The organism is Streptomyces sp. NRRL S-1813 (genome assembly GCF_000719605.1).
Taxonomy (GTDB): Bacteria; Actinomycetota; Actinomycetes; order Streptomycetales; family Streptomycetaceae; genus Streptomyces; species Streptomyces decoyicus.
Map to the genome: position 1 here is coordinate 26470 of NZ_JOHB01000012.1, position 21464 is coordinate 47933.

The 21464-nt window shown below is 70.4% G+C and carries 19 protein-coding genes and 1 pseudogene; 10 read left to right on the top strand and 10 right to left on the bottom strand.

Going from position 1 to position 21464, the window contains the following annotated elements; genetic code table 11:
• Window positions 1-146 precede the first annotated feature (146 nt).
• Window positions 147-440 carry a hypothetical protein gene (locus tag IF67_RS0118645; protein ID WP_030987051.1) on the bottom strand — a complete coding sequence of 98 codons (294 nt, stop codon included), beginning with the start codon at window positions 438-440 and terminating at the stop codon, window positions 147-149.
• A 213-nt stretch (window positions 441-653) separates the two neighbouring features.
• Here IF67_RS0118645 and IF67_RS0118650 point away from each other — a divergent pair, with 213 nt between their 5' ends.
• Window positions 654-3470, top strand: a complete 2817-nt coding sequence (locus IF67_RS0118650) for a DEAD/DEAH box helicase (RefSeq protein ID WP_030987053.1) — start codon at window positions 654-656, stop codon at window positions 3468-3470.
• A gap of 78 nt (window positions 3471-3548) precedes the next feature.
• Here IF67_RS0118650 and IF67_RS0118655 read toward each other — a convergent pair.
• A pseudogene (locus IF67_RS0118655) lies at window positions 3549-3890 on the bottom strand (LLM class flavin-dependent oxidoreductase); the annotation flags it as partial.
• Here IF67_RS0118655 and IF67_RS0118660 point away from each other — a divergent pair.
• Both IF67_RS0118660 and IF67_RS0118665 read left to right on the top strand, forming a co-directional pair.
• Window positions 3863-4198 carry an L-rhamnose mutarotase gene (locus tag IF67_RS0118660; RefSeq protein WP_051818258.1) on the top strand — a complete coding sequence of 112 codons (336 nt, stop codon included), beginning with the start codon at window positions 3863-3865 and terminating at the stop codon, window positions 4196-4198. The pseudogene IF67_RS0118655 and the gene IF67_RS0118660 sit on opposite strands and share 28 nt — an antisense overlap.
• A gap of 148 nt (window positions 4199-4346) precedes the next feature.
• Window positions 4347-4712, top strand: coding sequence for a VOC family protein (locus IF67_RS0118665; protein ID WP_030987057.1), 366 nt, complete (start codon window positions 4347-4349; stop codon window positions 4710-4712).
• Window positions 4713-4812: 100 nt separating this feature from the next.
• Here IF67_RS0118665 and IF67_RS0118670 read toward each other — a convergent pair whose 3' ends face one another.
• Both IF67_RS0118670 and IF67_RS0118675 read right to left on the bottom strand, forming a co-directional pair.
• On the bottom strand, window positions 4813-5670 hold the full coding sequence (locus IF67_RS0118670; RefSeq protein ID WP_030987059.1) for a siderophore-interacting protein: 858 nt from the start codon (window positions 5668-5670) through the stop codon (window positions 4813-4815).
• Between the two features lie 49 nt (window positions 5671-5719).
• The gene (locus tag IF67_RS0118675) at window positions 5720-6634 is read right to left on the bottom strand and encodes a 5'-3' exonuclease (protein WP_030987060.1); all 915 of its coding nucleotides are present in this window, start codon (window positions 6632-6634) and stop codon (window positions 5720-5722) included.
• A 227-nt stretch (window positions 6635-6861) separates the two neighbouring features.
• Here IF67_RS0118675 and IF67_RS0118680 point away from each other — a divergent pair, with 227 nt between their 5' ends.
• Window positions 6862-8091: a quaternary amine ABC transporter ATP-binding protein gene (locus IF67_RS0118680; RefSeq protein ID WP_037839557.1), complete on the top strand. Its 1230-nt coding sequence runs from the start codon at window positions 6862-6864 to the stop codon at window positions 8089-8091.
• Window positions 8084-10690 carry an ABC transporter permease/substrate binding protein gene (locus tag IF67_RS0118685; protein WP_030987065.1) on the top strand — a complete coding sequence of 869 codons (2607 nt, stop codon included), beginning with the start codon at window positions 8084-8086 and terminating at the stop codon, window positions 10688-10690. Before IF67_RS0118680 ends, IF67_RS0118685 begins: the two co-directional genes overlap by 8 nt.
• Window positions 10691-10843: 153 nt before the next feature.
• Here the strand turns inward: IF67_RS0118685 and IF67_RS0118690 are convergent, their stop codons facing one another.
• Entirely contained in the window at window positions 10844-11206 is a 363-nt protein-coding gene (locus IF67_RS0118690) for a hypothetical protein (RefSeq protein WP_158713113.1), read from the bottom strand.
• The gene (locus IF67_RS0118695) at window positions 11203-11583 is read right to left on the bottom strand and encodes a hypothetical protein (RefSeq protein WP_030987069.1); all 381 of its coding nucleotides are present in this window, start codon (window positions 11581-11583) and stop codon (window positions 11203-11205) included. The genes IF67_RS0118690 and IF67_RS0118695 overlap by 4 nt, the downstream gene beginning before the upstream one ends.
• 136 nt (window positions 11584-11719) lie before the next feature.
• On the opposite strand from IF67_RS0118695, the gene IF67_RS0118700 reads away from it, so the two are divergent.
• Window positions 11720-12457, top strand: coding sequence for a helical backbone metal receptor (locus IF67_RS0118700; protein WP_107050249.1), 738 nt, complete (start codon window positions 11720-11722; stop codon window positions 12455-12457).
• Between the two features lie 18 nt (window positions 12458-12475).
• Here IF67_RS0118700 and IF67_RS0118705 read toward each other — a convergent pair whose 3' ends face one another.
• Window positions 12476-13624: a TDT family transporter gene (locus IF67_RS0118705; RefSeq protein ID WP_030987075.1), complete on the bottom strand. Its 1149-nt coding sequence runs from the start codon at window positions 13622-13624 to the stop codon at window positions 12476-12478.
• A gap of 86 nt (window positions 13625-13710) precedes the next feature.
• Here IF67_RS0118705 and IF67_RS0118710 point away from each other — a divergent pair, with 86 nt between their 5' ends.
• Entirely contained in the window at window positions 13711-14643 is a 933-nt protein-coding gene (locus IF67_RS0118710) for a LysR family transcriptional regulator (RefSeq protein ID WP_030987077.1), read from the top strand.
• Window positions 14644-14683: 40 nt separating this feature from the next.
• On the opposite strand, the gene IF67_RS0118715 is transcribed toward IF67_RS0118710, so the two are convergent.
• From IF67_RS0118715 to IF67_RS0118725, 3 genes are all read right to left on the bottom strand, one after another.
• On the bottom strand, window positions 14684-15382 hold the full coding sequence (locus IF67_RS0118715) for a gamma-glutamyl-gamma-aminobutyrate hydrolase family protein (RefSeq protein WP_030987079.1): 699 nt from the start codon (window positions 15380-15382) through the stop codon (window positions 14684-14686).
• A gap of 108 nt (window positions 15383-15490) precedes the next feature.
• Window positions 15491-16960: an ethanolamine permease gene (eat, locus tag IF67_RS0118720; protein ID WP_030987081.1), complete on the bottom strand. Its 1470-nt coding sequence runs from the start codon at window positions 16958-16960 to the stop codon at window positions 15491-15493.
• 132 nt (window positions 16961-17092) lie between these two features.
• Entirely contained in the window at window positions 17093-17824 is a 732-nt protein-coding gene (locus IF67_RS0118725) for a FadR/GntR family transcriptional regulator (protein ID WP_030088535.1), read from the bottom strand.
• 73 nt (window positions 17825-17897) lie between these two features.
• Between IF67_RS0118725 and IF67_RS0118730 the strand changes: the two genes are divergently transcribed.
• Genes IF67_RS0118730 through IF67_RS0118740 form a run of 3 tightly spaced genes read left to right on the top strand, consistent with a single transcriptional unit; the run spans window position 17898 to window position 21438 of the window.
• Window positions 17898-19265 carry a glutamine synthetase family protein gene (locus IF67_RS0118730; protein ID WP_030987083.1) on the top strand — a complete coding sequence of 456 codons (1368 nt, stop codon included), beginning with the start codon at window positions 17898-17900 and terminating at the stop codon, window positions 19263-19265.
• A gap of 11 nt (window positions 19266-19276) precedes the next feature.
• Entirely contained in the window at window positions 19277-20656 is a 1380-nt protein-coding gene (locus IF67_RS0118735; RefSeq protein WP_030987085.1) for an aldehyde dehydrogenase family protein, read from the top strand.
• Window positions 20653-21438: a 3-oxoacyl-ACP reductase gene (locus IF67_RS0118740; protein WP_030987087.1), complete on the top strand. Its 786-nt coding sequence runs from the start codon at window positions 20653-20655 to the stop codon at window positions 21436-21438. The genes IF67_RS0118735 and IF67_RS0118740 overlap by 4 nt, the downstream gene beginning before the upstream one ends.
• Window positions 21439-21464: the final 26 nt, after the last annotated feature.

The window sequence follows — 21464 nt, forward strand, 5'->3', positions numbered from 1 at the left end:
AGCCGGCGGGCCGGGCCCTCTCACCCGGCTCGGCACGGATCGCGGAGGCGGCCGTGTGAGGCCGAAGGACCGCAGAAGGGGGAGGCTCCTATGGAGCCTCCCCCTTCATCGTGTCTGCCCGCCGTGTCTGCCCGGCTGACACGGGTTCAGCAGTACTTGATGCCCGTCAGCTGGCCGGTGCCCTTGTAGTGGAGCTCGCCCCCCGCGCGGATCGTGTAGCAGTCGCTGTCCGGCCAGAAGCGTTCGGCGATCTGCACCTTGATCGCCTTCTTGCCGTTGTTGGCGATGTCCACGGAGTTGTTGCTCGGGTGCCACGTCGCCTTGACGCACTTGCCCACGGCCGAGGTAGCGGCCGCCGCCGGGCCGGCTGTGGCCATCGGAAGCGCCACCGCAGTCACGGCCAGCGCCGCGGTCACCGTTGCTGCCTTGAACTTGTTCATCGTCCCCCTTCGTCGTCCGGAGGCACGGAATGATCAAGATGATCGTAGGGGATCTCTTGTGACCATGACAGCGAATTCGTTCCGCCCCGGTGCCCCGCCGCCCCGCTCCCTCGTGCACGGGGGTCCCGGCGTTCCGGGACCGAAGGGGGCCGGGCAAAGGCTGCCCATAATGATCGGTCGTTGTCAGAGGTGGCCGGTAGGCTCGTAAGCACGATGACCGAGGACATGTCCCCTGCTGAACGCTATGCCGCCGCCAAGCTCCGGGCGGCCGAGCAGGCCACCGCACTCGCCCCTTTCCGAGAAATGTACGACTTTGGCCTGGATCCGTTCCAGGTCGAGGCGTGCCAGGCCCTGGAGGCCGGCAAGGGCGTGCTGGTCGCGGCCCCTACTGGATCCGGAAAGACGATCGTCGGCGAATTCGCCGTCCACCTGGCCCTGGAGCAGGGTCGAAAATGCTTCTACACCACGCCCATCAAGGCGCTGTCCAACCAGAAGTACCAGGACCTGGTCAAGCGTTACGGCGCCGACAAGGTCGGTCTGCTGACCGGCGACAACAGCGTCAACTCCGAGGCTCCGGTGGTCGTGATGACCACCGAGGTGCTGCGGAACATGCTCTATTCCGGCTCGCAGTCGCTGGTCGGACTCGGCTATGTGGTCATGGACGAGGTGCACTACCTCTCCGACCGCTTCCGCGGTGCCGTCTGGGAAGAGGTGATCATCCATCTTCCCGAGTCGGTGACGCTGGTGTCACTGTCGGCCACGGTCTCCAACGCCGAGGAGTTCGGTGACTGGCTGGACACGGTCCGTGGTGACACCGCCGTGATCGTCTCCGAGCACCGGCCGGTGCCGCTGTGGCAGCACGTCCTCGCGGGCCGCCGGACATACGACCTGTTCGAGGAGCGGGACGGGCAGAGCGGCGGCCGCCGCGAGGTCAATCCCGATCTGGAGCGGCTGGCGCGCATGGAGAACAGCCGCCCGACGTTCGGCCGGGACAAGCGCCGGGGCCGCAATCTGCGCGAGGCGGACCGCGAGCGTGAGCGGCGCCAGCGTGCCCGGATCTGGACGCCGAGCCGCCCGGAGGTCATCGACCGCCTCGACAACGAGGGCCTGCTGCCCGCGATCACCTTCATCTTCAGCCGTGCTGGCTGCGAGGCCGCCGTCCAGCAGTGCCTGTATTCGGGCCTGCGGCTCAACGACCAGGAGGGCCGCGAGCAGGTCCGTCGCATAGTGGAGGCGCGGACGGCCGGTATCCCGGACGACGACCTCCATGTGCTGGGCTACTTCGAGTGGCTGGAGGGCCTGGAGCGGGGCATCGCGGCGCATCACGCCGGCATGCTGCCGACGTTCAAGGAGGTCGTCGAGGAGCTGTTCGTCAAGGGCCTGGTCAAGGCCGTCTTCGCCACCGAGACGCTGGCGCTGGGCATCAACATGCCCGCGCGTTCCGTGGTGTTGGAAAAGCTGGTGAAGTGGAACGGCGAGCAGCACGCCGACATCACTCCCGGTGAGTACACCCAGCTGACCGGCCGCGCCGGGCGCCGCGGCATCGACATCGAGGGCCATGCGGTGGTGCTGTGGCAGCGGGGGATGAACCCGGGCGCGCTGGCCGGGCTCGCCGGGACCCGTACGTATCCGCTGCGGTCCTCCTTCAAGCCGTCGTACAACATGGCGGTCAACCTCGTCTCCCAGTTCGGCCGGCACCGTTCGCGGGAGCTGCTGGAGATGTCCTTCGCGCAGTTCCAGGCCGACAAGTCGGTGGTCGGGATCACGCGGCAGGTGCAGAAGAATGAGGAGGGGCTGGAGGGCTACCGCGGCTCGATGACCTGTCACCTCGGCGACTTCGAGGAGTACTCCCGGCTGCGGCGGGAGCTGAAGGAGCGGGAGACGGAGCTGGCCAAGCAGGGCGCGGCACAGCGCCGGGTGGCGGCCGCGGCGGCGCTGGAGAAGCTGAAGCCCGGCGATGTCATCCATGTGCCGACCGGCAAGTACGCGGGTCTGGCGCTGGTCCTCGACCCCGGTATGCCCTCGGGGCGGACGAACGGCCATCGCGGCTTCGATGCGCAGGACGGGCCGCGGCCGCTGGTGCTGACCGCCGAGCGGCAGGTCAAGCGGCTGGCCTCGATGGACTTCCCGGTGCCGGTCGAGGCGTTGGACCGGATGCGGATCCCCAAGTCCTTCAACGCCCGCAGCCCGCAGTCGCGCCGCGATCTGGCGTCCGCGCTGCGGACGAAGGCCGGTCATGTCGTCCCGTCGCGGCATCGCAAGCCGCGCTCGGAGGCGGCCGACGACCGGGAGATCGCCCGGCTGCGTACGGAGATCAGGGCGCACCCCTGCCATGGCTGTGCCGAGCGCGAGGACCACGCCCGCTGGGCGGAGCGCTATCACCGACTGCTGCGCGACACCCGCCAGTTGGAGCGCCGGATCGAGGGGCGGACGAACACCATTGCCCGCACCTTCGACCGGATCTGCGCACTGCTGACCGGGCTGGACTACCTCGAAGGCGACACGGTCACCGACGAGGGCCGTCGGCTGGCCCGGCTCTACGGCGAGCTGGATCTGCTGGCGAGCGAGTGCCTGCGGGAGGGCGTCTGGGAGGGCCTCGGCCCGGCGGAGCTGGCGGCCTGCGCCTCGGCGCTGGTGTACGAGGCGCGGCAGGCGGACGATGCGGTGGCGCCCAAGCTGCCGGCCGGCAAGGCCAGGGACGCGCTGGGCGAGATGGTGCGTATCTGGGGCCGGCTGGACGCCCTGGAGGAGGACCACAAGATCAACCAGGCGGAGGGCGTCGGCCAGCGCGAGCCGGACCTCGGCTTCGCCTGGGCCGCCTACCGCTGGGCCTCCGGCTTCGGCCTCGACGAGGTGCTCCGGGAGGCCGAGATGCCCGCTGGTGACTTCGTCCGCTGGTGCAAGCAGCTGATCGATGTCCTCGGCCAGATCGCGGCGGCGGCCCCGCCCGGCGGCACGGTGGCGCGTACCGCCCGTAAGGCCGTGGACGGTGTGCTCCGCGGCGTGGTGGCGTACTCGTCGGTGGGCTGAGCGACAGCGGCCGGTCCCGGCCCGAGCGGTACGGCGCCGCACCCCTTCCGACGGGGGTGCGGCGCCGACTGCTGTCGCCTAGCGGGCGGCGGCGGGTGACAACGCCTGCCGGCCGCCGGTGGCCGCCCGCTCCGCGTCGCGCTTGGCGACCTCCTCGCGCACGATCGGGATGACATACCGCCCGAAGTCGATGGCGTCGTCGAGCAGGTCGTAGCCGCGCGCGGAAAGGATGTCCACGCCCAGGTCGTAGTAGTCGAGCAGGGCCTCGGCGACGGTCTCCGGCGTGCCGACCAGGGCCGTGGAGTTGTCCGCGCCGCCGGTCTCCGCGGCGGTCGGGGTCCATAGCGCCCGGTCGTGCCGCTCGCCCTCGGCGGCCACCGCCAGCAGCCGCTGTGACCCGGCGTTCTGCGGGTTCGTCAGCGGGTGCCGGCCTGCGCCCGGAACACCGCGAGGAGTATCTGCGGCTGCATGCGGAGGTCTGGCCCGAGGTGCTGGCGATGATCACCGCCTGCCATCTCCGCAACTACTCGATCTTCCTCGAGGGCGAGATGCTGTTCTCGTATGCCGAGTACGCCGGGGAGGACTACGCCGCCGACATGGCGCGGAGGGCCGCCGACCCGGTGACCAGGCGGTGGTGGCAGCTCACCGATCCCTGCCAGGAGCAGACCGAAGGCGCCGTACCGGGGGAGTGGTGGACCCCGATGCGGGAGGTCTTCCACCACGACTGAGCCGGCCGGCGCTCCGGTCCGCGGTCCGGGCGGGGCTGCCGACGGGCTCTTCGACGGGCTCTTCGACGGGCTTTACGACGGGCGCCCGAGGGGGCTCCTGGCGGTAATCGCCGCGACAGACTCCCGGTGCCGGTGGAACGCTGACGGCATGATTGATCACATCGCGATCCAGGTCAGCAATGTCGCAGCGAGCGCGGATTTCTACGACCGTGTCCTCGCCCCGCTCGGGGGGCAACGGACCAAGGAATTCGGCGAGTTCATCAGCTTCGGCACCACCGGACACACCCTCTGGCTCGTCCCGGCCACCGACGACGGCCCGGCCCGCGAGGTGCATCTCGCCTTCGCCGCGGACGGCCGCGCGGCCGTCGACGCCTTCCACGCCGCGGCCGTTGCGGCCGGCGCCGAGTCCCTGCACGCGCCACGGCTGTGGCCCCAATACCACGCGTCGTACTACGGAGCCTTCGTCCGTGACCCCGACGGCAACAACATCGAAGCGGTCTGTCATACGCCGTAGCGCGGGCCCCCTCCGCCGCCGAGGACGTGACCCGGGCCCACGGCCTGCGGGCCCGCGAGGGTCTCGTGGTGGAAGGGGCCGGCCGGGCCGTGCCGCCGGGTCAGGAGGCCGTCGCCGTCGCGGACTCCTGCTCGGCCTCGACCTGCTGGTTCCAGTCGCGCTTGGCGGCCTGCCAGCCGTCCTCGTCGTGGCCGGTGCGCCAGTAGCCGGAGATGGACAGGGCCTCGCGGGGGATGTCGCGCTCGACGCGGAGCAGGCGCCGCAGCTCCTTCACGAACCCGGCCTCGCCGTGCACGAACGCCTGGACCTGACCGGCCGGGAACTCCAGCGCCCGTACGGCGGCGACCAGTTCGCGGCCGACCGGTGCGGCGCCGCGGTACAGCCAGCGGATCTCGGCGCCGGCCGGTACCTCCAGCTCCTGGCGCTCCTCCGGGCCCGCCACCTCGATGAAGGCGTGCACCGGTACACCCTCGGGCATCCGCGCCAGGGACGCGGCGATGGCCGGCAGCGCGCTCTCGTCGCCCGCCAGCAGATGCCAGTCGGCGCCGGCCTCCGGGGCGTAGGCGCCGCCCGGACCGAGAAGGAAGATCTCCTCGCCCGGCTTCGCCGCGGCCGCCCACGGTCCGGCCACGCCCTCGTCGCCGTGCACCACGAAGTCCACGGTCATCTCGCGGGTTCCGGCGTCCCAGGCACGGACGGTGTACGTACGGGTCCTGGGCCAGCGGTTGCGGGGGAGCTCGGCGCGGATCTGCGTGATGTCGAACGGCTCGGGGTAGCGCACGCCGGGCAACGGAAAGACCAGCTTGACGTAATGGTCGGAGAATTCGCCCGCCGTGAACTCCGCCAGCCCCTCACCGCCCAGCACCACGCGGACCATGTGCGGGGTGAGCTGCTCGGTGCGCTGCACCCGGGCGCGGTGCAGGGTGGGCTTCTTGCGGGACGGTCGCTCTGCTGCCACGGCGGTCTCCCCTGATGCGATATTTGTTAGGTATACCTAACCTAACAGGTCATCGGCGGAGGGTGAGGAGCAGGCGCTGCAATGCGCCACCGAGACCCCATTGGTCGGCCAGCGCTTCCAGCCGCTCGGGGTCGGCCGGTTCGCCCGGCAGGGCGTGGTCGACGACGGGGACGGACGCATCGGTGGCCACCTTCACGACCTTCGGGGCGACCGCGACATACGGGCGTGCCTCCAGCAGCCGCTTGCGCTGGGCGGGGGTCACCTTCGAAGCGGGGTCCTCGGCGGCGGCCATGATGCCCGCCAGGTTGCCGTAGGTGTCCAGCAGTTTCGCGGCCGTCTTCTCGCCGATCCCCGGGACGCCGGGCAGGCCGTCGCTGGGGTCGCCGCGCAGCAGCGCCAGATCTACGTAGCCGGGGCCGTCCACGCCGTACTTCTCGCGCAGCAGCGCCTCATCGGTGATCTGGAGGGTGCCGACGCCCTTGAGCGGATACAGGATGCGGATGCCGCGCCGGTCGTCGACGAGCTGGAAGAGGTCGCGGTCGCCGGTGACGATGTCCACCGGGCCCTTGGCCTGCGCGGTCAGGGTGCCGATGATGTCGTCGGCCTCGTAGCCGGCCGCCCCGATACGGGCGATGCCCAGGGCGTCCAGGACGTCCTCGATGACCGGGACCTGGGGTGAGAGGGTGTCGGGGATCTCCTCCTCGTCGGGCTCCGCGGATCCGGCCGGAGCCTCCTCGGCGACCCGGTGCGCCTTGTACGAGGGGATCAGGTCGACCCGCCACTGGGGGCGCCAGTCGAAGTCCATGCAGGCGACCAGGTCATCGGGGTGGTGGTCCTGGACGAGCCGGGCGATGAAGTCCAGCAGGCCGCGCACCGCGTTCACCGGGGTGCCGTCCGGGGCTTTGACTGATTCCGGTACCCCGAAATAGGCGCGGAAGTAGAGAGAGGCGGTGTCGAGGAGCATCAGGCGTCGAGTCACATCCCGCATCTTGCCGTATGCCCCATACGTCACGCGGATGTGAGGTGAATCACCGTCTTGTTTGAGCCGCATAAAGAAGGGCAGGTGCGCAGCCGGAGTGGACCCGATCGAAATTCAACTTTTCGACCGGTAAAGGCGGGCAGAACCCGTGCCACTCCACGACCTGGCTACGGGGGTGGCAGGTCGTCACTGGTTCGACAAGAGAGGCATATGTGTCCAGGCTGCAAGCCGAGCACCTGTACAAAGTGTTCGGCAGACGACCCGAGGACGCGGTCCGCAAGCTCGAAGCCGGCGCCAGCCGGGAGGACCTGCGGGCCGAAGGCACCACCGCTGCGGTGATCGACGCGTCGATCGAGGTGGACGAGGGCCAGATATTCGTCGTCATGGGTCTGTCCGGGTCCGGCAAGTCCACCCTGCTGCGCACGCTCAACGGGCTGCTGGAGCCGACGTCGGGAACCGTCCGGTTCGACGGCCAGGACCTCACCTCGCTCAGCGACAAGGAGCTGCGCAAGGTCCGCTCCGAGAAGATCTCCATGGTCTTCCAGCACTTCGCGCTCTTCCCGCACCGCAGTGTGCTGGAGAACGCCGCCTACGGCCTCGAAGTGCAGGGTGTACCGCGCGCCGAGCGGACGAAGCGCGCCACCGAAGCGCTCGAACTCACCGGGCTCAAGGGCTGGGAGAAGTCCTGGCCCGACGAGCTGTCCGGCGGGATGCAGCAGCGCGTGGGCCTGGCCCGTGCGCTGGCCACCAATGCGGATCTGCTGCTGATGGACGAGTCCTTCAGCGCGCTCGACCCGCTGATCCGCCGCGATATGCAGGACCAGCTGCTGGAGCTCCAGAAGGCGCTGAAGAAGACCATCGTCTTCATCACCCACGACCTGAACGAGGCCATGCGGCTCGGCGACAAGATCGCCGTGATGCGCGACGGCCGGATCGTCCAGATCGGCAGCGCCGAGGACATCCTCGTCACCCCGGCCACCGACTATGTCGCCTCCTTCACCCAGGACGTGGACCGTTCGCGGGTACTGACCGCGGGCGCGATCATGGCCGAGGTCGGGACCGTGCTCGGCGCCACGACCCCGGAGGGCAAGAAGCTCGCCACCGCGGCGGAGTTCCGGGCCGCCGCACCTGCCACGGTCGGTGTCGACACCCTGCTCGTCGAACTGTTCACGCCCTGCTCGACCAGCACCGTTCCGGTCGCCGTGACCGATGAGAAGGGCGAACTGGTCGGTGCCGTCACGGCCGAGCGGCTGCTCGCCGTCCTCGGCGAATCCGCGGTGCAGGCCCCGGCCGTTCCCGTCCAGGCCGAGGCCTCGGGCGACGGGATAGCCGCGGACAAGACGCCTGCGGACAAGACGTCCGCGGACGAGACCCCCGAGCACACGTCCGGCAACGCGCCCACGGACCACGACCCCGAGGACAAGGTGAGCGCCGGTGCCTAGGATTCCGATAGGCAGTTGGGCCGACAGCCTGGTCGAATGGCTGCGTGACCACGCCGAGTGGCTCTTCCACTTCGTCACGACCGTGCTGGGGGGCTTCTACGACGGCATCCTCACGGTCCTCTCCGGCCCCGAGCCGCTGCTCCTGACGGGCATCTTCGCGGTGATCGCCTGGTGGCTGCGCGGTCTGCCGGCCGCTGTGCTGACATTCCTCGGCTTCGCCTTGATCGATTCGATCGAGCAGTGGCACCAGACCATGCAGTCGCTCTCGCTGGTGCTCGTGGCCTGCATCATCACCATCGCGGTCGCCGTACCCCTCGGTGTCTGGGCGGCCCGGAACCGTGCCGTCAGTGGAGCGGTGCGTCCGGTCCTGGACCTGATGCAGACGATGCCCGCGATGGTCTACCTGATCCCCGGCATCCTCTTCTTCGGCCTCGGTGCCGTCCCCGGCATCGTGTCGACCATCGTCTTCTCCATGCCGCCCGCGGTCCGCATGACCGAACTGGGCATCCGGCAGGTCGACGGCGAACTGGTCGAGGCCGCCGATGCGTTCGGCACCCATCCACGGCGCACGCTCTTCCGCGTACAGCTGCCGCTGGCCCTGCCGACGATCATGGCCGGTATCAACCAGGTCATCATGCTGGCGCTGTCCATGGTCGTCATCGCGGGCATGGTCGGCGGCGCCGGTCTCGGCGGCACCGTCTACCTCTCGCTCAGCTCGGTCGATGTGAAGCTGGGCGCGGAGGGCGGTCTCGCGGTCGTCATCCTCGCGGTGTACCTGGACCGGATGACCAGCGCGCTCAACCAGCGGGTCTCCCCGCTCGGTCGGCGCGCGCTGGCGAAGGCGCAGGCCGCGCTCGGCGGCCTGAAGTTCCTCCACTGGAAGCCCGCGACCTCGGTCGCTACGGTCGCGGTGGTGGTGCTCGCGCTGATCGCCGGAGGGATGAGCTTCGCCGGCAAGGAGAAGGGCGGCGCGGCGGGCACCGACGGCAACGGCCGGCCGGTCAGCCTCGGCTACGTCAACTGGGACGAGGGCAAGGCCACGACGTTCCTGTGGAAGGAAATCCTCGAACAGCGCGGGTACAAGCCCAAGGTCCAGGCCCTGGATGCCGGTCCGCTCTTCACCGGCCAGGCCCGTGGTGACATCGACGTGCAGACCAACGCCTGGCTGCCGACGACCCACGCGGAGTACTGGAAGAAGTACAAGGACAAGCTCGAGGACCTGGGCGCCTGGTACGACAAGACCTCCCTGGAGATCGCGGTCCCGTCCTACATGAAGGACGTCAAGACCCTGGACGACCTCAAGGGCAAGGGCGGCACGTTCGGCGGGAAGATCGTCGGTATCGAGCCGGGCGCGGGCGAGATGAAGATCCTCAAGGACAAGGTCCTCAAGGATTACGGCCTGGGCGGCGAGTACAAGGTCATGGAGTCGAGCACCTCGTCCATGCTCACCGAGCTGGACCGCTCGATCCACGACAAGAAGCCGATCGCCGTCACGCTGTGGTCGCCGCACTGGGCCTACGACAAGTACAAGCTGACCAAGCTCAAGGACCCCAAGGGCTCCTTCGGCTCCGGGGACAGCCTGCACATGCTGGGCCGCAAGGGCTTCGCCCACGACGAGCCGCAGGTCGCCGGCTGGATGAAGAAGTTCCACCTGGACGAGAAGCAGCTCACCAGCCTCGAGAGCGAGGTCAAGAACGCCGGTACGGGGCATGAGCAGGAGGGCGTGCGCGCCTGGCTCAAGCAGCACCCGGGCCTGGTCAACAAGCTGGCGCCGTCCGCCAAGGCCGCCTACGCCAAGGGCAAGGACGCGGGCAAGACCCCGACCATGGGCTTCCCGGCGTGGGACGAGGGCATTGCCACGACGTACCTCTGGAAGAACATTCTGGAGAAGCGGGGCTACCGGCCGAAGCTCCAGAACCTCGATGTCGGGCCGATGTGGACCGGACTGTCGACGGGGCAGATCGACGTCGAAACCGACGCCTGGCTTCCGGTGGCGCAGAAGCAGTACTGGGACAAGTACAAGGACGATCTCGTCGACGTCGGGGCCTGGTACGACAAGACCTCGCTGGAGATCGCCGTACCGTCCTACGTCAAGGGTGTGAAGACCCTGGACGATCTGCGCAAGCACAAGGACACCTTCGACGGCAAGATCATCGGAATCGAGCCGGGCACCGGCGAGATGAAGCGCCTCAAGAGCGTGGTGTCTCCTGCCTACGGCCTGGACGGCTTCGACGTCACCGAGGCCGGGACCAGCGCCATGCTCACCGAGCTGGAGCGGGCCTACGACAAGAAGGAACCCATCGCGGTGGTCCTGTGGTCCCCGCACTGGGCGTACAGCAAGTACGACCTCACCAAGCTCAAGGACCCGCAGGGCACCTGGGGCGCCAACAACCAGATCAAGACGATCGGCAACAAGAGCTTCCCGAAGAAATTCCCGGAGTTCAACGGCTGGTTGAAGAACTGGAAGATGAACGCCGATGAGCTCGGCAGCCTGGAGAAGGACATTCAGGCCGCCGGCAAGGGCAACGAGGACAAGGGCGTCCAGAAGTGGATCGATGCCCACCCGGGCATCGTCGACAAGATGGCACCCGTGAAGTAATCCTCACCGGCGTCCACTTCGCCAGGGCGAGCCCCGCCACCGGAACTCTTCGGTGGCGGGGCTCGGCTGTTTCCGGTCCGCGGTACGGAATGCGAGACGTAATGCGGTACGGAATGCGAGACGGGACGGATCGGCGGTGCGGCGGGATAGGCCTCAGAACTTGCGGCACAGGAGCCTGAAGCTCCGGACTTTGGCCCCGTCGAACTTTCCCGGCACGTCCAGCGCATAGATCCGGTATTTCACCGAACGCAGTCCGGTCGGGGTGGGCCGGTCCGTGAGCAGATAGTTCTTGTGGCCGAAATCCTGGGTCCAGACGTGGTGTCCCTTACCCGGGATCTTGAACTTGTGCACGATGTGGCCGACGGCCTTGGAGGTGATGATGACTTCCTGGCCCTTGCCGCAGCGCTTGTAGCCGCCTTCCTTCTCGGTGGCGTGCGCGGCACCCGGGGCGAGGAGCAGCGTGGCACCGGCGGCGGCCAGCACCGCAGTGATCTTCTTCTTCATGCGGGGCGTCACCGGTTTCCCTTCACGCTACAGAATCCGTACACCTTGACCAGGTTCTTCTTCGTGCCCCAGACCGAGGTCACTTTCCAGTAGACCTGGTCCCGCCAGGTCGGAATGGCCTTGGACGAGATACCGGACGGGTCGTTCCAGTACTCCTGGGTGTGCAGTTTTCCACCCGATACCCGCCAGCTGACCCGGAACTTCGCGGCACCCTTGACGTAGATGAACGCCGTGTCATAGGCGCCCGGGCATCCCGTGCCGCCCGACTTGGAATGAAATCCCTTGACCGGGGCGGCCTGCGCCGGCGCACTGAGCGCCAAAGGCGAAACGAGTGCGAGACCCGTGGCCAGCACGCTGAGGAGGGTGCCCTTTCGGCGGTGGCTGTGCATGCAGAAAATCCCTCAGTTCTCCCTTGGTGATGCTTGATCAACTCGCGTCGATGCTAGGGAAGCGAGGGCTGTCCCCGCTATTGTCCGATGGTGCACAACCGCCCGTCGCGGGCAGTGAATTGCGTACCCTGGCGCCATGATGAGCCGCACTCCGCCGCGCCGCGTGGTCTCACTCGTCCCCTCGCTGACGGAGGCGGTCGCCTGCACCGCGCCCGGTCTGCTGGTGGGGGCCACCGACTGGTGCAGCGAGCCGGCCGGACTCGATGTCGTGCGCATCGGCGGTACCAAGAACCCGGACACGGAGCGGATCGCCGCCCTCGCCCCCGACCTCGTGATCGCCAACGAGGAGGAGAACCGGGAGCCCGATCTCGCCGCGTTGCGCGCCGCCGGGATCGAGGTGCTGGTCACCGAGGTACGGACCCTGCCGCAGGCGTTCCGGGAGCTGGAGCGGGTCCTCGTCCACGGCTGCGGGCTGGCCCGGCCCGAGTGGCTGGACGCCGCCGAGGCCGCCTGGCGGGACCTGCCGGTCGGTCCTGCCGAACGGACGGCGGTGGTGCCGGTCTGGCGCCGGCCGTGGATGGTGCTGGGCCGGGACACCTTCGCCGGTGATCTCCTGGCCCGCACGGGCGTCCGCAACCGCTACGCGGACCATGCGGACCGCTACCCCCGTATCCCCCTCGACGCCCTCCGCGCCGGTGCCGCGGACCTCGTGGTGCTGCCCGACGAGCCCTATCGCTTCAGCGCCGAGGACGGTCCCGAGGCGTTCCCCGGCCTGCCCGCCGCGCTGGTCAGCGGCCGGTATCTGACCTGGTGCGGGCCCTCGCTGGTGCGCGCCCCGGCCGTACTGGCACAGGCCCTGGCCGGGGCGCGGTGAGCGGGCGGCGTACGACGGCTACGCCGTGACCGGCCGGGGCGGTGCCAGGAGACGGCCGCGGACCAGGCCGGCGGCCGTGCGGGTGCCGGCCACCGCCACGGCGGTCACGAGAAGCGCGAACAGGCCCACCGCGAGCCAGTCGAAGGCGCCGAGGCCGGTGCGCAGGGCCAGGCCCGCCGCGCCCGTGACACAGGTCCCGAGGGGGAAGGTGAAGCCCCACCAGGTCATCGCGAAGCCCATGCCGTTGCGGAAGGCGCGCACCACCATCGCGGTCGCGATCGCCAGCCAGAGGAGCGCGAAGCCCGTCACCGGGACGCCGTACAGCACCGCGAAGGCCCCCATGGCGTGTGCGGAGGAGGCGTCCACGACACCCGGTGCGGCATGGGCGAGGTTGGCCAGTGCGGTGGTGGACTGCCCCAGCGGGCCCAGGACGAGGAACAGCGTGGGGGTGAGCGCGAGGGGGAGCGGGCCGTGGTGGATCAGCCGGGACAGCACGAGCGGCAGGACGAGCAGCGTGGCCAGCAGGGACATGCCGAACAGGGCGTAGCAGGTGAACAGCAGGGCCGCCTGCCACTGGCCGGCCGGCAGATGCGGCACCAGGGCCGGGCCCAGCGCCGCCGAGACCATGGGGGCGACCAGCGGCAGGAGCCAGACGGGAGAGGCGCTGCCGGTCTCGATGCGGTGCCGGGTCACCATCAGATACGGAATCGCCGCGGCCGCCGTGAGGCCGACGAGGGTGCCCAGGGTCCACAGGACCGCGTCGGCGGCCAGCGCGGCCGGCTCACCGACGACGTCCCGGCCCACGGCGAGCGTGCCGCCGCCCACCGCCAGCAGCGCCATCGCCAGGCACCCGTAGAAGGGGGCGACGGACGGGTCGAGCAGATGGCGGCGTGCCTGGTCGCCGTGGCGGACCCAGTGCACGGTTCTGGCGGCCAGCAGCGTCAGCAGCATCAGTGCCGACAGCGCCCAGACGACCTGGTAGGCGGTGCGCAGGCCCGGTGCGGTGAGCGGCAGGACCGCACCGGCGTTGGCGACGATCGCGGTGCCCATGACGGCGGCGTACCAGTTCGGTCCGAGATGGCGGACCGAGGCTGCGGTGGCGGGTGGGCCACTGCCGGCGCCTGCGGCGGCGCCGGTGCGGGAAGGTGCTTGCGCGAGAGTTGCCATGGGAGCAGCGTCGTCGCCCAGGACGCCCGCCACCAGGGACCTTGTGTCTATGAGGGCATAAGCTGGGGTTATGTGCAGGGGGACTTATGAGTGATGAGGAAGGGCCCGCCGCCGTGCCGCTGTCGCACCGGGTCCCGGATCTCGGTGCGCTGGAGCTGCTGCTCGCCGTCGCCCGGCTCGGCAGCCTGGGCCGGGCAGCCCGTGCGCGGGGCATCAGCCAGCCCGCCGCCAGCAGCCGCATCCGGTCGATGGAGCGGCAGTTGGGGGTGGCGCTGGTCGAACGCTCGCCGCGCGGCTCCCGGTTGACGGACGCCGGCGCCCTGGTGACGGACTGGGCGCGGCGGGTGGTGGAGGCGGCCGAGGCCTTCGACGCGGGTGCGCAGGCGTTGCGGGGGCAGCGCGATTCGCGGCTGCGGGTCGCGGCCAGCATGACGATCGCCGAGTATCTGCTGCCGGGGTGGCTGATCGCGCTGCGCGCGCAGCGGCCGGGGACCGCGGTGTCGCTGCTCGCGGGCAACTCCAGCGTGGTCGCCGAGCGGTTGCTGGGGGGCGCGGCGGACCTCGGATTTGTGGAGGGGCTGGAGGTGCCTGCGGGGCTGGACGGGACGGTCATCGGGCACGACCGGCTGGTGGTGGTCGCGGCCCCGTCCCACCCCTGGGCCCGGCGCCGTACGGAGCTGACCGCCGCCGAACTCGCCGCCACCCCGCTGATCCTGCGCGAGCGGGGCTCGGGGACCCGCCAGGTGCTGGACGCGGCGCTCGCCCGGCACGGCGGGCTGGCCGAACCGCTCCTCGAACTCGCCTCGACCACCGCCGTGAAGGCGGCAGTGGTGAGCGAGGCGGCACCGTCCGTCCTCAGTGAACTCGCCGTCGGTGAGGAGCTGACCGCTCGCCGGCTGGTCGAGATTCCGGTGCGCGAGCTGCGGCTCGGCCGCGATCTGCGGGCCGTGTGGCCCGCCGGTCAGCGGCCCGCGGGCCCGGCCCGGCAGCTGCTGGGGCTCACGCGCGGGGCGCCCTGAGCGGGCCGCCGGGGCCCAGGGCCTGACAGACCCGTCCCGGTCACTCCCCGGCGGACGCCCCGCGCGCCGCCGCCACCAGCGCCTCCATCACCCGGGTGTCGTCCCCGGCCTCCGGGTGCCACTGCACCGCCAGGGTGAAGCCGTACGCGCCCGGGAGTTCCAGCGCCTCGATGGTGCCGTCCTCCGCATAGGCGGAGGCCAGCAGCCCGCGGCCGAGCCGGTCCACGGCCTGGTGGTGGTACGTCGGCACGGAGACCGGCTCGGGCAGCGTACGGCCCAGCAGCGTCCCGGGGACCGGCTTGATGTCGTGCCGGTCGAAGACTCCGGGGGCTCCGGCATGCCCGTCGAGGTGCTGGACGAGGGTGCCGCCCAGCACCACGTTCAGCAGCTGGAGTCCGCGACAGATGCCCAGCAGCGGGACGCCGCCCGTCAACGCGGCCTCGATCAGGGCCAGTTCCCAGGCGTCCCGGTCCAGGGCCGGCGGGCCGGTCCTGGGGTGCGGCTCCGCGCCGTAGCGGGCCGGCTCCACGTCCGCGCCGCCGGCGATCACCAGCCCGTCCAGACGGGCGACGGTCGCGGCGGCCGTGGCCGGGTCGCCCGGCGGCAGCAGCGCGGCCAGCCCGCCCGAACGCTGCACCAGCTTCGGGTATCCGGCGGGCACCAGCGCGGCGGGCAGCGTCCACACCCCCCACCGGGCCTCTTCCTGGTACGTGCTGATGCCGATGAGGGGCTGGGACATGGGGTGTGGTCCTCCGTGGGTGGTGCGGGCGGGCGATGCGGGGACGGGCGGGGCCGGCCGGGAGACCCCGGCCGGCCGTTGCTGTGTTCCGGCGTATCGGCGTACCGGTCAGGTGCGTTCGAGCTCGGCCTCCGCCGCCGCCAGCGCCGCGAACTCCTCCTCGGGCGCCGCGGCGACCAGCCGGTGGCGTGAGTAGAAGGCGAAGTAGGCGAGCGCCACGGCGTAGACACCGAGGGCGATGAAGGCGGCTTCCTTGTCGACCAGGAACGTCGCCACCAGCGCCGAGCAGGCCAGGACGAACGCAACGGACGAGGTCAGCAGGCCGCCGGGGGTGCGGTAAGGGCGGGGCAGGCCGGGCTCACGGCGGCGCAGCACGATGTGCGAGAGCGCCATCAGCGCGTAGGAGATGGTGGCGCCGAAGACCGCGACATTGAGCATCCGGGCACCGTCGCCGGTGGCCGCGGCGAGCGCGAAGCCCAGCGCGCCGGGCACCAGAAGCCCCAGGTAGGGAGCCTTGCGGCGGCTGGTCAGGGAGAGGAAGCGGGGCAGATAGCCGGCCCGGGAGAGGGCGAACAGCTGGCGCGAACCGGCGAAGATCAGGGAGAAGAAGGATGCCACCAGGCCCGCGAGACCGGCGTAGTTGACGATCCGGCTGACGGTGGTCGGCTTGCCGTGCGGCTGGAGCGCCTGGACCAGCGGATCGCCCACCGACTGGATCGCCGCCGAACCGCGCGCCCCGGTCGCGGCGACAAAGGTGATCAGCGCCAGCACCAGCAGGATGCCCATCGCGGCAGCCATCGCCTTGGGCAGGGAGCGGGCCGGGTCCTTGGTCTCCTCGGCCGCCAGCGGTACGCCCTCGACGCCGAGGAAGAACCACATGCCGAACGGGAAGGACGCCCAGATGCCCAGAATGCCGAACGGCAGCCAGGAGTTGGCCCCGAAGGCGCCTGCCTTGACGGGGATGTCGTTGAGCGTGTCCACATGGAAGTCGGTCAGTGCGGCGATCGCGAAGACGACGACGGCGGCGACGGCTATGGCGGTGACGATCAGGCTGAAGCGCAGCGCCTCGCCCACGCCCCACAGATGGATCCCGATGAAGATCGCGAAGCAGGCGAGATAGACCGGCCAGCTGGAGTGCAGGCCGAACAGGCCGAGCGATTCGACGTAGTCACCGATGAAGATGGAGATCGCGGCGGGCGCCAGCACATATTCGATCAGGATCGCGGTGCCGGTCAGAAAGCCGCCCCAGGTGCCCAGGGCCCGCCGGGCGAAGCCGTAGCCGCCGCCGGCGGTCGGCAGGATCGAGGCCAGCTCCGCCAGCGCGAAGACCAGACAGGTGTACATCAGGCCCATCAGGACGGCGGCGATCGCCAGGCCGCCGAAGCCGCCCTGCGCGAGACCGTTGTTCCAGCCCGAGAAGTCGCCGGAGACGACATAGGCGACGCCCAGGCCGGTCAGCAGCAGGGGTCCCGCACTGCCGCGGCGCAGTGTCCGCCGCTCCAGATAGGTCTCGTCGGGCGATGTGCCGCCCGCCGGCCCGATGGGCGGTGCGGTCTGCGAATCCGTGTTGTCGGCCATGAGCCGCTCCTGCCTCGCCGAGGGGATAACGAGCAAAGGTTTAGCGGCATACCTTTGCTGGCGGGTCGGCTCAGCGCAAGATCTGGACGTAAAAGAATGGTGAACGCAGCCGCAGGGTCCCCGGGCGGGCGCTCAGGGTGACGGAGCCGTCAGGAAGCCGCGCAGCAGCGCCGCCGTCCCGCAGCAGTGCTCGCGCATCACCTCGCGGGCCCCGTCCGCATCGCCCTCCAGCACCGCCTCCACCAGCGCGGTGTGCTGGGTCTGCGAATGCTCCAGATTCCGGACCAGGAGCGGAATGCAGTCCAGGAGATCGTTGACGCCCGCCCGTACCGCCGCGTACTGCGCCGCCAGCGACGGCGAGCCGGACAGCTCCGCGAGGGTCAGATGCAGCAGGGTGTCGCGCCGGCGGTAGTCCGCGAGCGGCGCCTCCTGGGTGGCCGCGAGCGCCGCCCGCAGCCGGTCGCTCTGCGCGTCGGAGAGCCCGTGGGCCGCGCACAGCCCGGCCGCGCCCACCTCCAGCACCTCCCGGAAGCGCAGGGTGTCCTCGACGTCGATCTTCTCGATCCGGCGTCGCAGCTCGGCCTCGCCCGGGTTCTCCGTGCGCACCCGTACGAACGTGCCGCCGTAGCGCCCGCGCCGGCTCTCCACCAGGCCCTCGTCCTGGAGCACCTTGAGCACCTCGCGCAGGGTGACCCGGCTGATCTGGAGCCGTTCGGCCAATTCCCGCTCGGCGGGCAGCCGTTCGCCCTGGGGTACCAGGCCGAGCCGGACGATCTGGAGTATCTGCTCCAGCGCTTCCTCGAAACCGTTGCCCGCCCGCACCGGCCGCAGCACGGGTGCCAGCCGATCGACCGCACCGTCCATCGATACCCCTTCCCAATCAATGGTTCGTGTGCCTACCTTATGACCTCCGGATGCAGTGACAGGAGGCAACACCGTGGCAGACCGCACGCCCCCACTCTCCGTCGAGGAGCTCAGAGTCCTCGTCGACGCCGGGGAGATCGACACTGTCGTCCTCGCCTTCACCGATATGCAAGGCAGGCTCCAGGGCAAGCGGTTCGCGGCCCGATACTTCCTCGACACCGTCCTCGAACACGGTACGGAGGGCTGCAACTACCTCCTCGCCGTCGATGTCGACCTCAACACCGTCGAGGGCTACGCGATGTCCTCCTGGGAACGCGGCTACGGCGACTTCGCCATGCACGGCGACCCCGGCACCCTGCGCCGCACCCCCTGGAACCCCGGCACCGCGCTGATCACCGCCGACCTCGCCTGGCACGACGGCTCGCCGGTCGTCGCCTCCCCGCGGCAGATCCTGCGCCGCCAGCTCGACCGGCTCGCCGAGCGCGGCTGGAGCGCCCACGCCGGCACCGAGCTGGAGTTCATGCTCTTCAAGGACACCTACGAAGACGCCTGGTCGCGCGGCTACCGCCAGATGAACCCCGCCAACCAGTACAACGCCGACTACTCGGTCCTCGGCACCGGCCGGGTCGAACCCGTGCTGCGCCGGATCCGCAACGAGATGGGCGCGGCCGGCATGACCGTCGAGTCCGCCAAGGGCGAGTGCAACCTCGGCCAGCACGAGATCGTGTTCGTCTACGACGAGGCGCTCACCACCTGCGACCAGCACTCCATCTACAAGACGGGTGCCAAGGAGATCGCCGCCCAGGAGGGCATGTCGCTCACCTTCATGGCGAAGTACGACGAGCGCGAGGGCAACTCCTGTCATATCCACCTCTCGCTCCAGGACGCGGAGGGCCGGCCGGTGCTGGCCGACGACAGCGGCCCGTACGGCATGTCGAAGACCATGCAGCACTTCCTGGCGGGCCAGGTCGCCGCGATGCGTGACTTCACGCTCCTCTACGCGCCCAACATCAACTCCTACAAGCGCTTCCGCCCCGGCTCCTTCGCGCCCACCGCCGTCGCCTGGGGCCCCGACAACCGCACCTGCGCCCTGCGGGTGGTCGGCCACGGCCGGGCCCACCGCCTGGAGAACCGCCTGCCCGGCGGCGATGTGAACCCCTACCTCGCGGTCGCCGGAATGGTCGCGGCGGGCCTGTACGGAATCGAGCACGAGCTGGAACTCCCCGAGGCGACCACCGGCAACGCCTACACCGGCGACGCCGCTCACGTCCCCACGACGCTGCGCGAGGCCGCCGAGCTGTGGGAGAAGAGCCCGATCGCCCGGGCGGCGTTCGGCGACGAGGTCGTCGACCACTACCGCCACATGGCGCGCGTCGAGCAGGACGCCTACGACGCCGCCGTCACGGACTGGGAGCGCTTCCGCTCCTTCGAGCGCATGTAAGGAACCTGACCGTGTCCACTGGTCTGCACGAGCTGCACATCCTCAACCCGGCGACCGAGGAGGTGGTGGCCACCGTCCCCACCACCTCCCCCCAAGAGGTCGATGCCGCGGTCCGGCGGGCCGCCGCCGCCCAGGAGGCCTGGGCGGCCGTGGCACCCGGCGACCGGGCCCGCATCCTGCGCCGGTTCGCCGAGGTCGTCGACGCCCACATCGCACCGCTCGCCGAACTCGAACTGAAGGAAGCCGGCCACCCCCTGGGCAACGCCCGGTGGGAAGCGGGCAACGTCCGCGATCTGCTGCACTACGCGGCCGGGGGAGTGGAGCGCCTGAACGGCACCCAGATCCCCGTCTCCGGCGGCCTGAACATCACCGTCCAGGAGCCGCTCGGCGTCGTCGCCGTCATCGCCCCCTGGAACTTCCCGATGCCGATCGCCGCCTGGGGCACCGCCCCCGCGCTCGCGGCCGGCAACGCCGTGCTCCTCAAGCCCGCCGAGACCACCCCGCTCACCGCGCTCAAGCTCGCCGAGCTGGCGCTGGAGGCCGGGCTCCCCGAGGGTCTCTTCCAGGTCCTGCCCGGCGAGGGACCGGTCACCGGCACCGCGCTGGTCGACCACCCCGGCGTCGCCAAGGTCGTCTTCACCGGCTCCACCGCCACCGGCCGGCAGATCGCCGCCCGCTGCGCGGCGCAGACCAAGCGGCTCACCCTCGAACTCGGCGGCAAGAGCCCCAATATCGTCTTCGCCGACGCCGACCTCGAAGCCGCCGCGGCCGCCGCCCCCGGCTCCTTCCTCGACAACACCGGCCAGGACTGCTGCGCCCGCAGCCGCATCCTCGTCCAGCGCTCCGTCTACGACCGCTTCATGGAGCTGCTGGAGCCCGCCGTCAAGGCGTTCACCGTCGGCGACCCGGCCGACCCCGCCACCCAGATGGGCCCGCTGATCTCCGCCGCCCAGCGCGAGCGGGTACGGTCCTACGTCCGCGAGGACGCCCCGGCCGCGATCCGCGGCGAGGCCCCCGCCGGCAAGGGCTTCTGGTACCCGGCAACCGTCCTGGAGGGCCGCCCCGAGGACCGTACGGCCGTCGAGGAGATCTTCGGCCCGGTCGCCGTCGTCCTGCCCTTCGACGACGAGGCCGACGCGGTCCGGCTCGCCAACGCCGGCGACTACGGCCTGGCCGGGTCGCTGTGGACCCGTGACGTCGGCCGCGCCCTGCGGGTCTCGCGCGGCGTCGCGGCCGGCAACCTCTCCGTCAACTCCCACAGCGCAGTGCGCTATTGGACCCCCTTCGGCGGCTTCAAGCAGTCCGGCCTCGGCCGTGAACTGGGCCCCGACGCACTGACCGCCTTCACCGAGACCAAGAACATCTTCATCAGCACAGAGGAGACCCAGTGACCGACCAGACCGCAGTGTGCCGCCGCCTCGTCGGCCGTACCGCCGTGATCACCGGTGCCGGCAGCGGCATCGGGCTGGCCACCGCCCGCCGACTGGCCTCCGAAGGCGCCAACGTCGTCTGCGCCGACATCGACGAGACGGCGGGCAAGGCCGCGGCCGCCGAGGTCGGCGGCCTCTTCGTCCAGGTCGATGTGACCGACTCCGACCAGGTCGAGGCGCTCTACAAGACCGCCTTCGACACCTACGGCTCGGTCGACATCGCCTTCAACAACGCCGGGATCTCCCCGGACGACGACGACTCGATCCTCACCACCGGACTGGACGCCTGGAAGCGCGTCCAGGAGGTCAACCTCACCTCGGTCTACCTCTGCTGCAAGCACGCGCTGCCCTACATGCGCGACCAGCGCCGCGGCTCCATCATCAACACCGCGTCCTTCGTGGCCGTGATGGGCGCCGCCACCTCCCAGATCAGCTACACCGCCTCCAAGGGCGGCGTGCTGTCCATGTCCCGCGAACTGGGCGTCCAGTTCGCCCGCGAGGGCATCCGGGTCAATGCCCTGTGCCCCGGGCCGGTCAACACCCCGCTGCTCCAGGAGCTGTTCGCCAAGGACCCGGAGCGCGCCGCGCGCCGCCTGGTGCACGTCCCCGTCGGCCGGTTCGCCGAGCCCGAGGAGATCGCCTCCGCCGTCGCCTTCCTCGCCAGCGACGACTCCTCGTTCGTCAACGCCGCCGAGTTCCTGGTCGACGGCGGTATCGCGGGCGCCTACGTCACCCCCGTCTGAGGCGCCCGTCCCGCCGCCGCAAAACC

Coding starts and splice junctions, on each gene's coding strand:
- eat (WP_030987081.1), bottom strand. CDS start 16,960: ATGGCCGACAACACGGATTCGCAGACCGCACCGCCCATCGGGCCGGCG.
- IF67_RS0118650 (WP_030987053.1), top strand. CDS start 654: ATGACCGAGGACATGTCCCCTGCTGAACGCTATGCCGCCGCCAAGCTC.
- IF67_RS0118695 (WP_030987069.1), bottom strand. CDS start 11,583: ATGCACAGCCACCGCCGAAAGGGCACCCTCCTCAGCGTGCTGGCCACG.
- IF67_RS0118710 (WP_030987077.1), top strand. CDS start 13,711: ATGAGTGATGAGGAAGGGCCCGCCGCCGTGCCGCTGTCGCACCGGGTC.
- IF67_RS0118725 (WP_030088535.1), bottom strand. CDS start 17,824: ATGGACGGTGCGGTCGATCGGCTGGCACCCGTGCTGCGGCCGGTGCGG.
- IF67_RS0118675 (WP_030987060.1), bottom strand. CDS start 6,634: ATGCTCCTCGACACCGCCTCTCTCTACTTCCGCGCCTATTTCGGGGTA.
- IF67_RS0118700 (WP_107050249.1), top strand. CDS start 11,720: ATGATGAGCCGCACTCCGCCGCGCCGCGTGGTCTCACTCGTCCCCTCG.
- IF67_RS0118665 (WP_030987057.1), top strand. CDS start 4,347: ATGATTGATCACATCGCGATCCAGGTCAGCAATGTCGCAGCGAGCGCG.
- IF67_RS0118645 (WP_030987051.1), bottom strand. CDS start 440: ATGAACAAGTTCAAGGCAGCAACGGTGACCGCGGCGCTGGCCGTGACT.
- IF67_RS0118705 (WP_030987075.1), bottom strand. CDS start 13,624: ATGGCAACTCTCGCGCAAGCACCTTCCCGCACCGGCGCCGCCGCAGGC.
- IF67_RS0118715 (WP_030987079.1), bottom strand. CDS start 15,382: ATGTCCCAGCCCCTCATCGGCATCAGCACGTACCAGGAAGAGGCCCGG.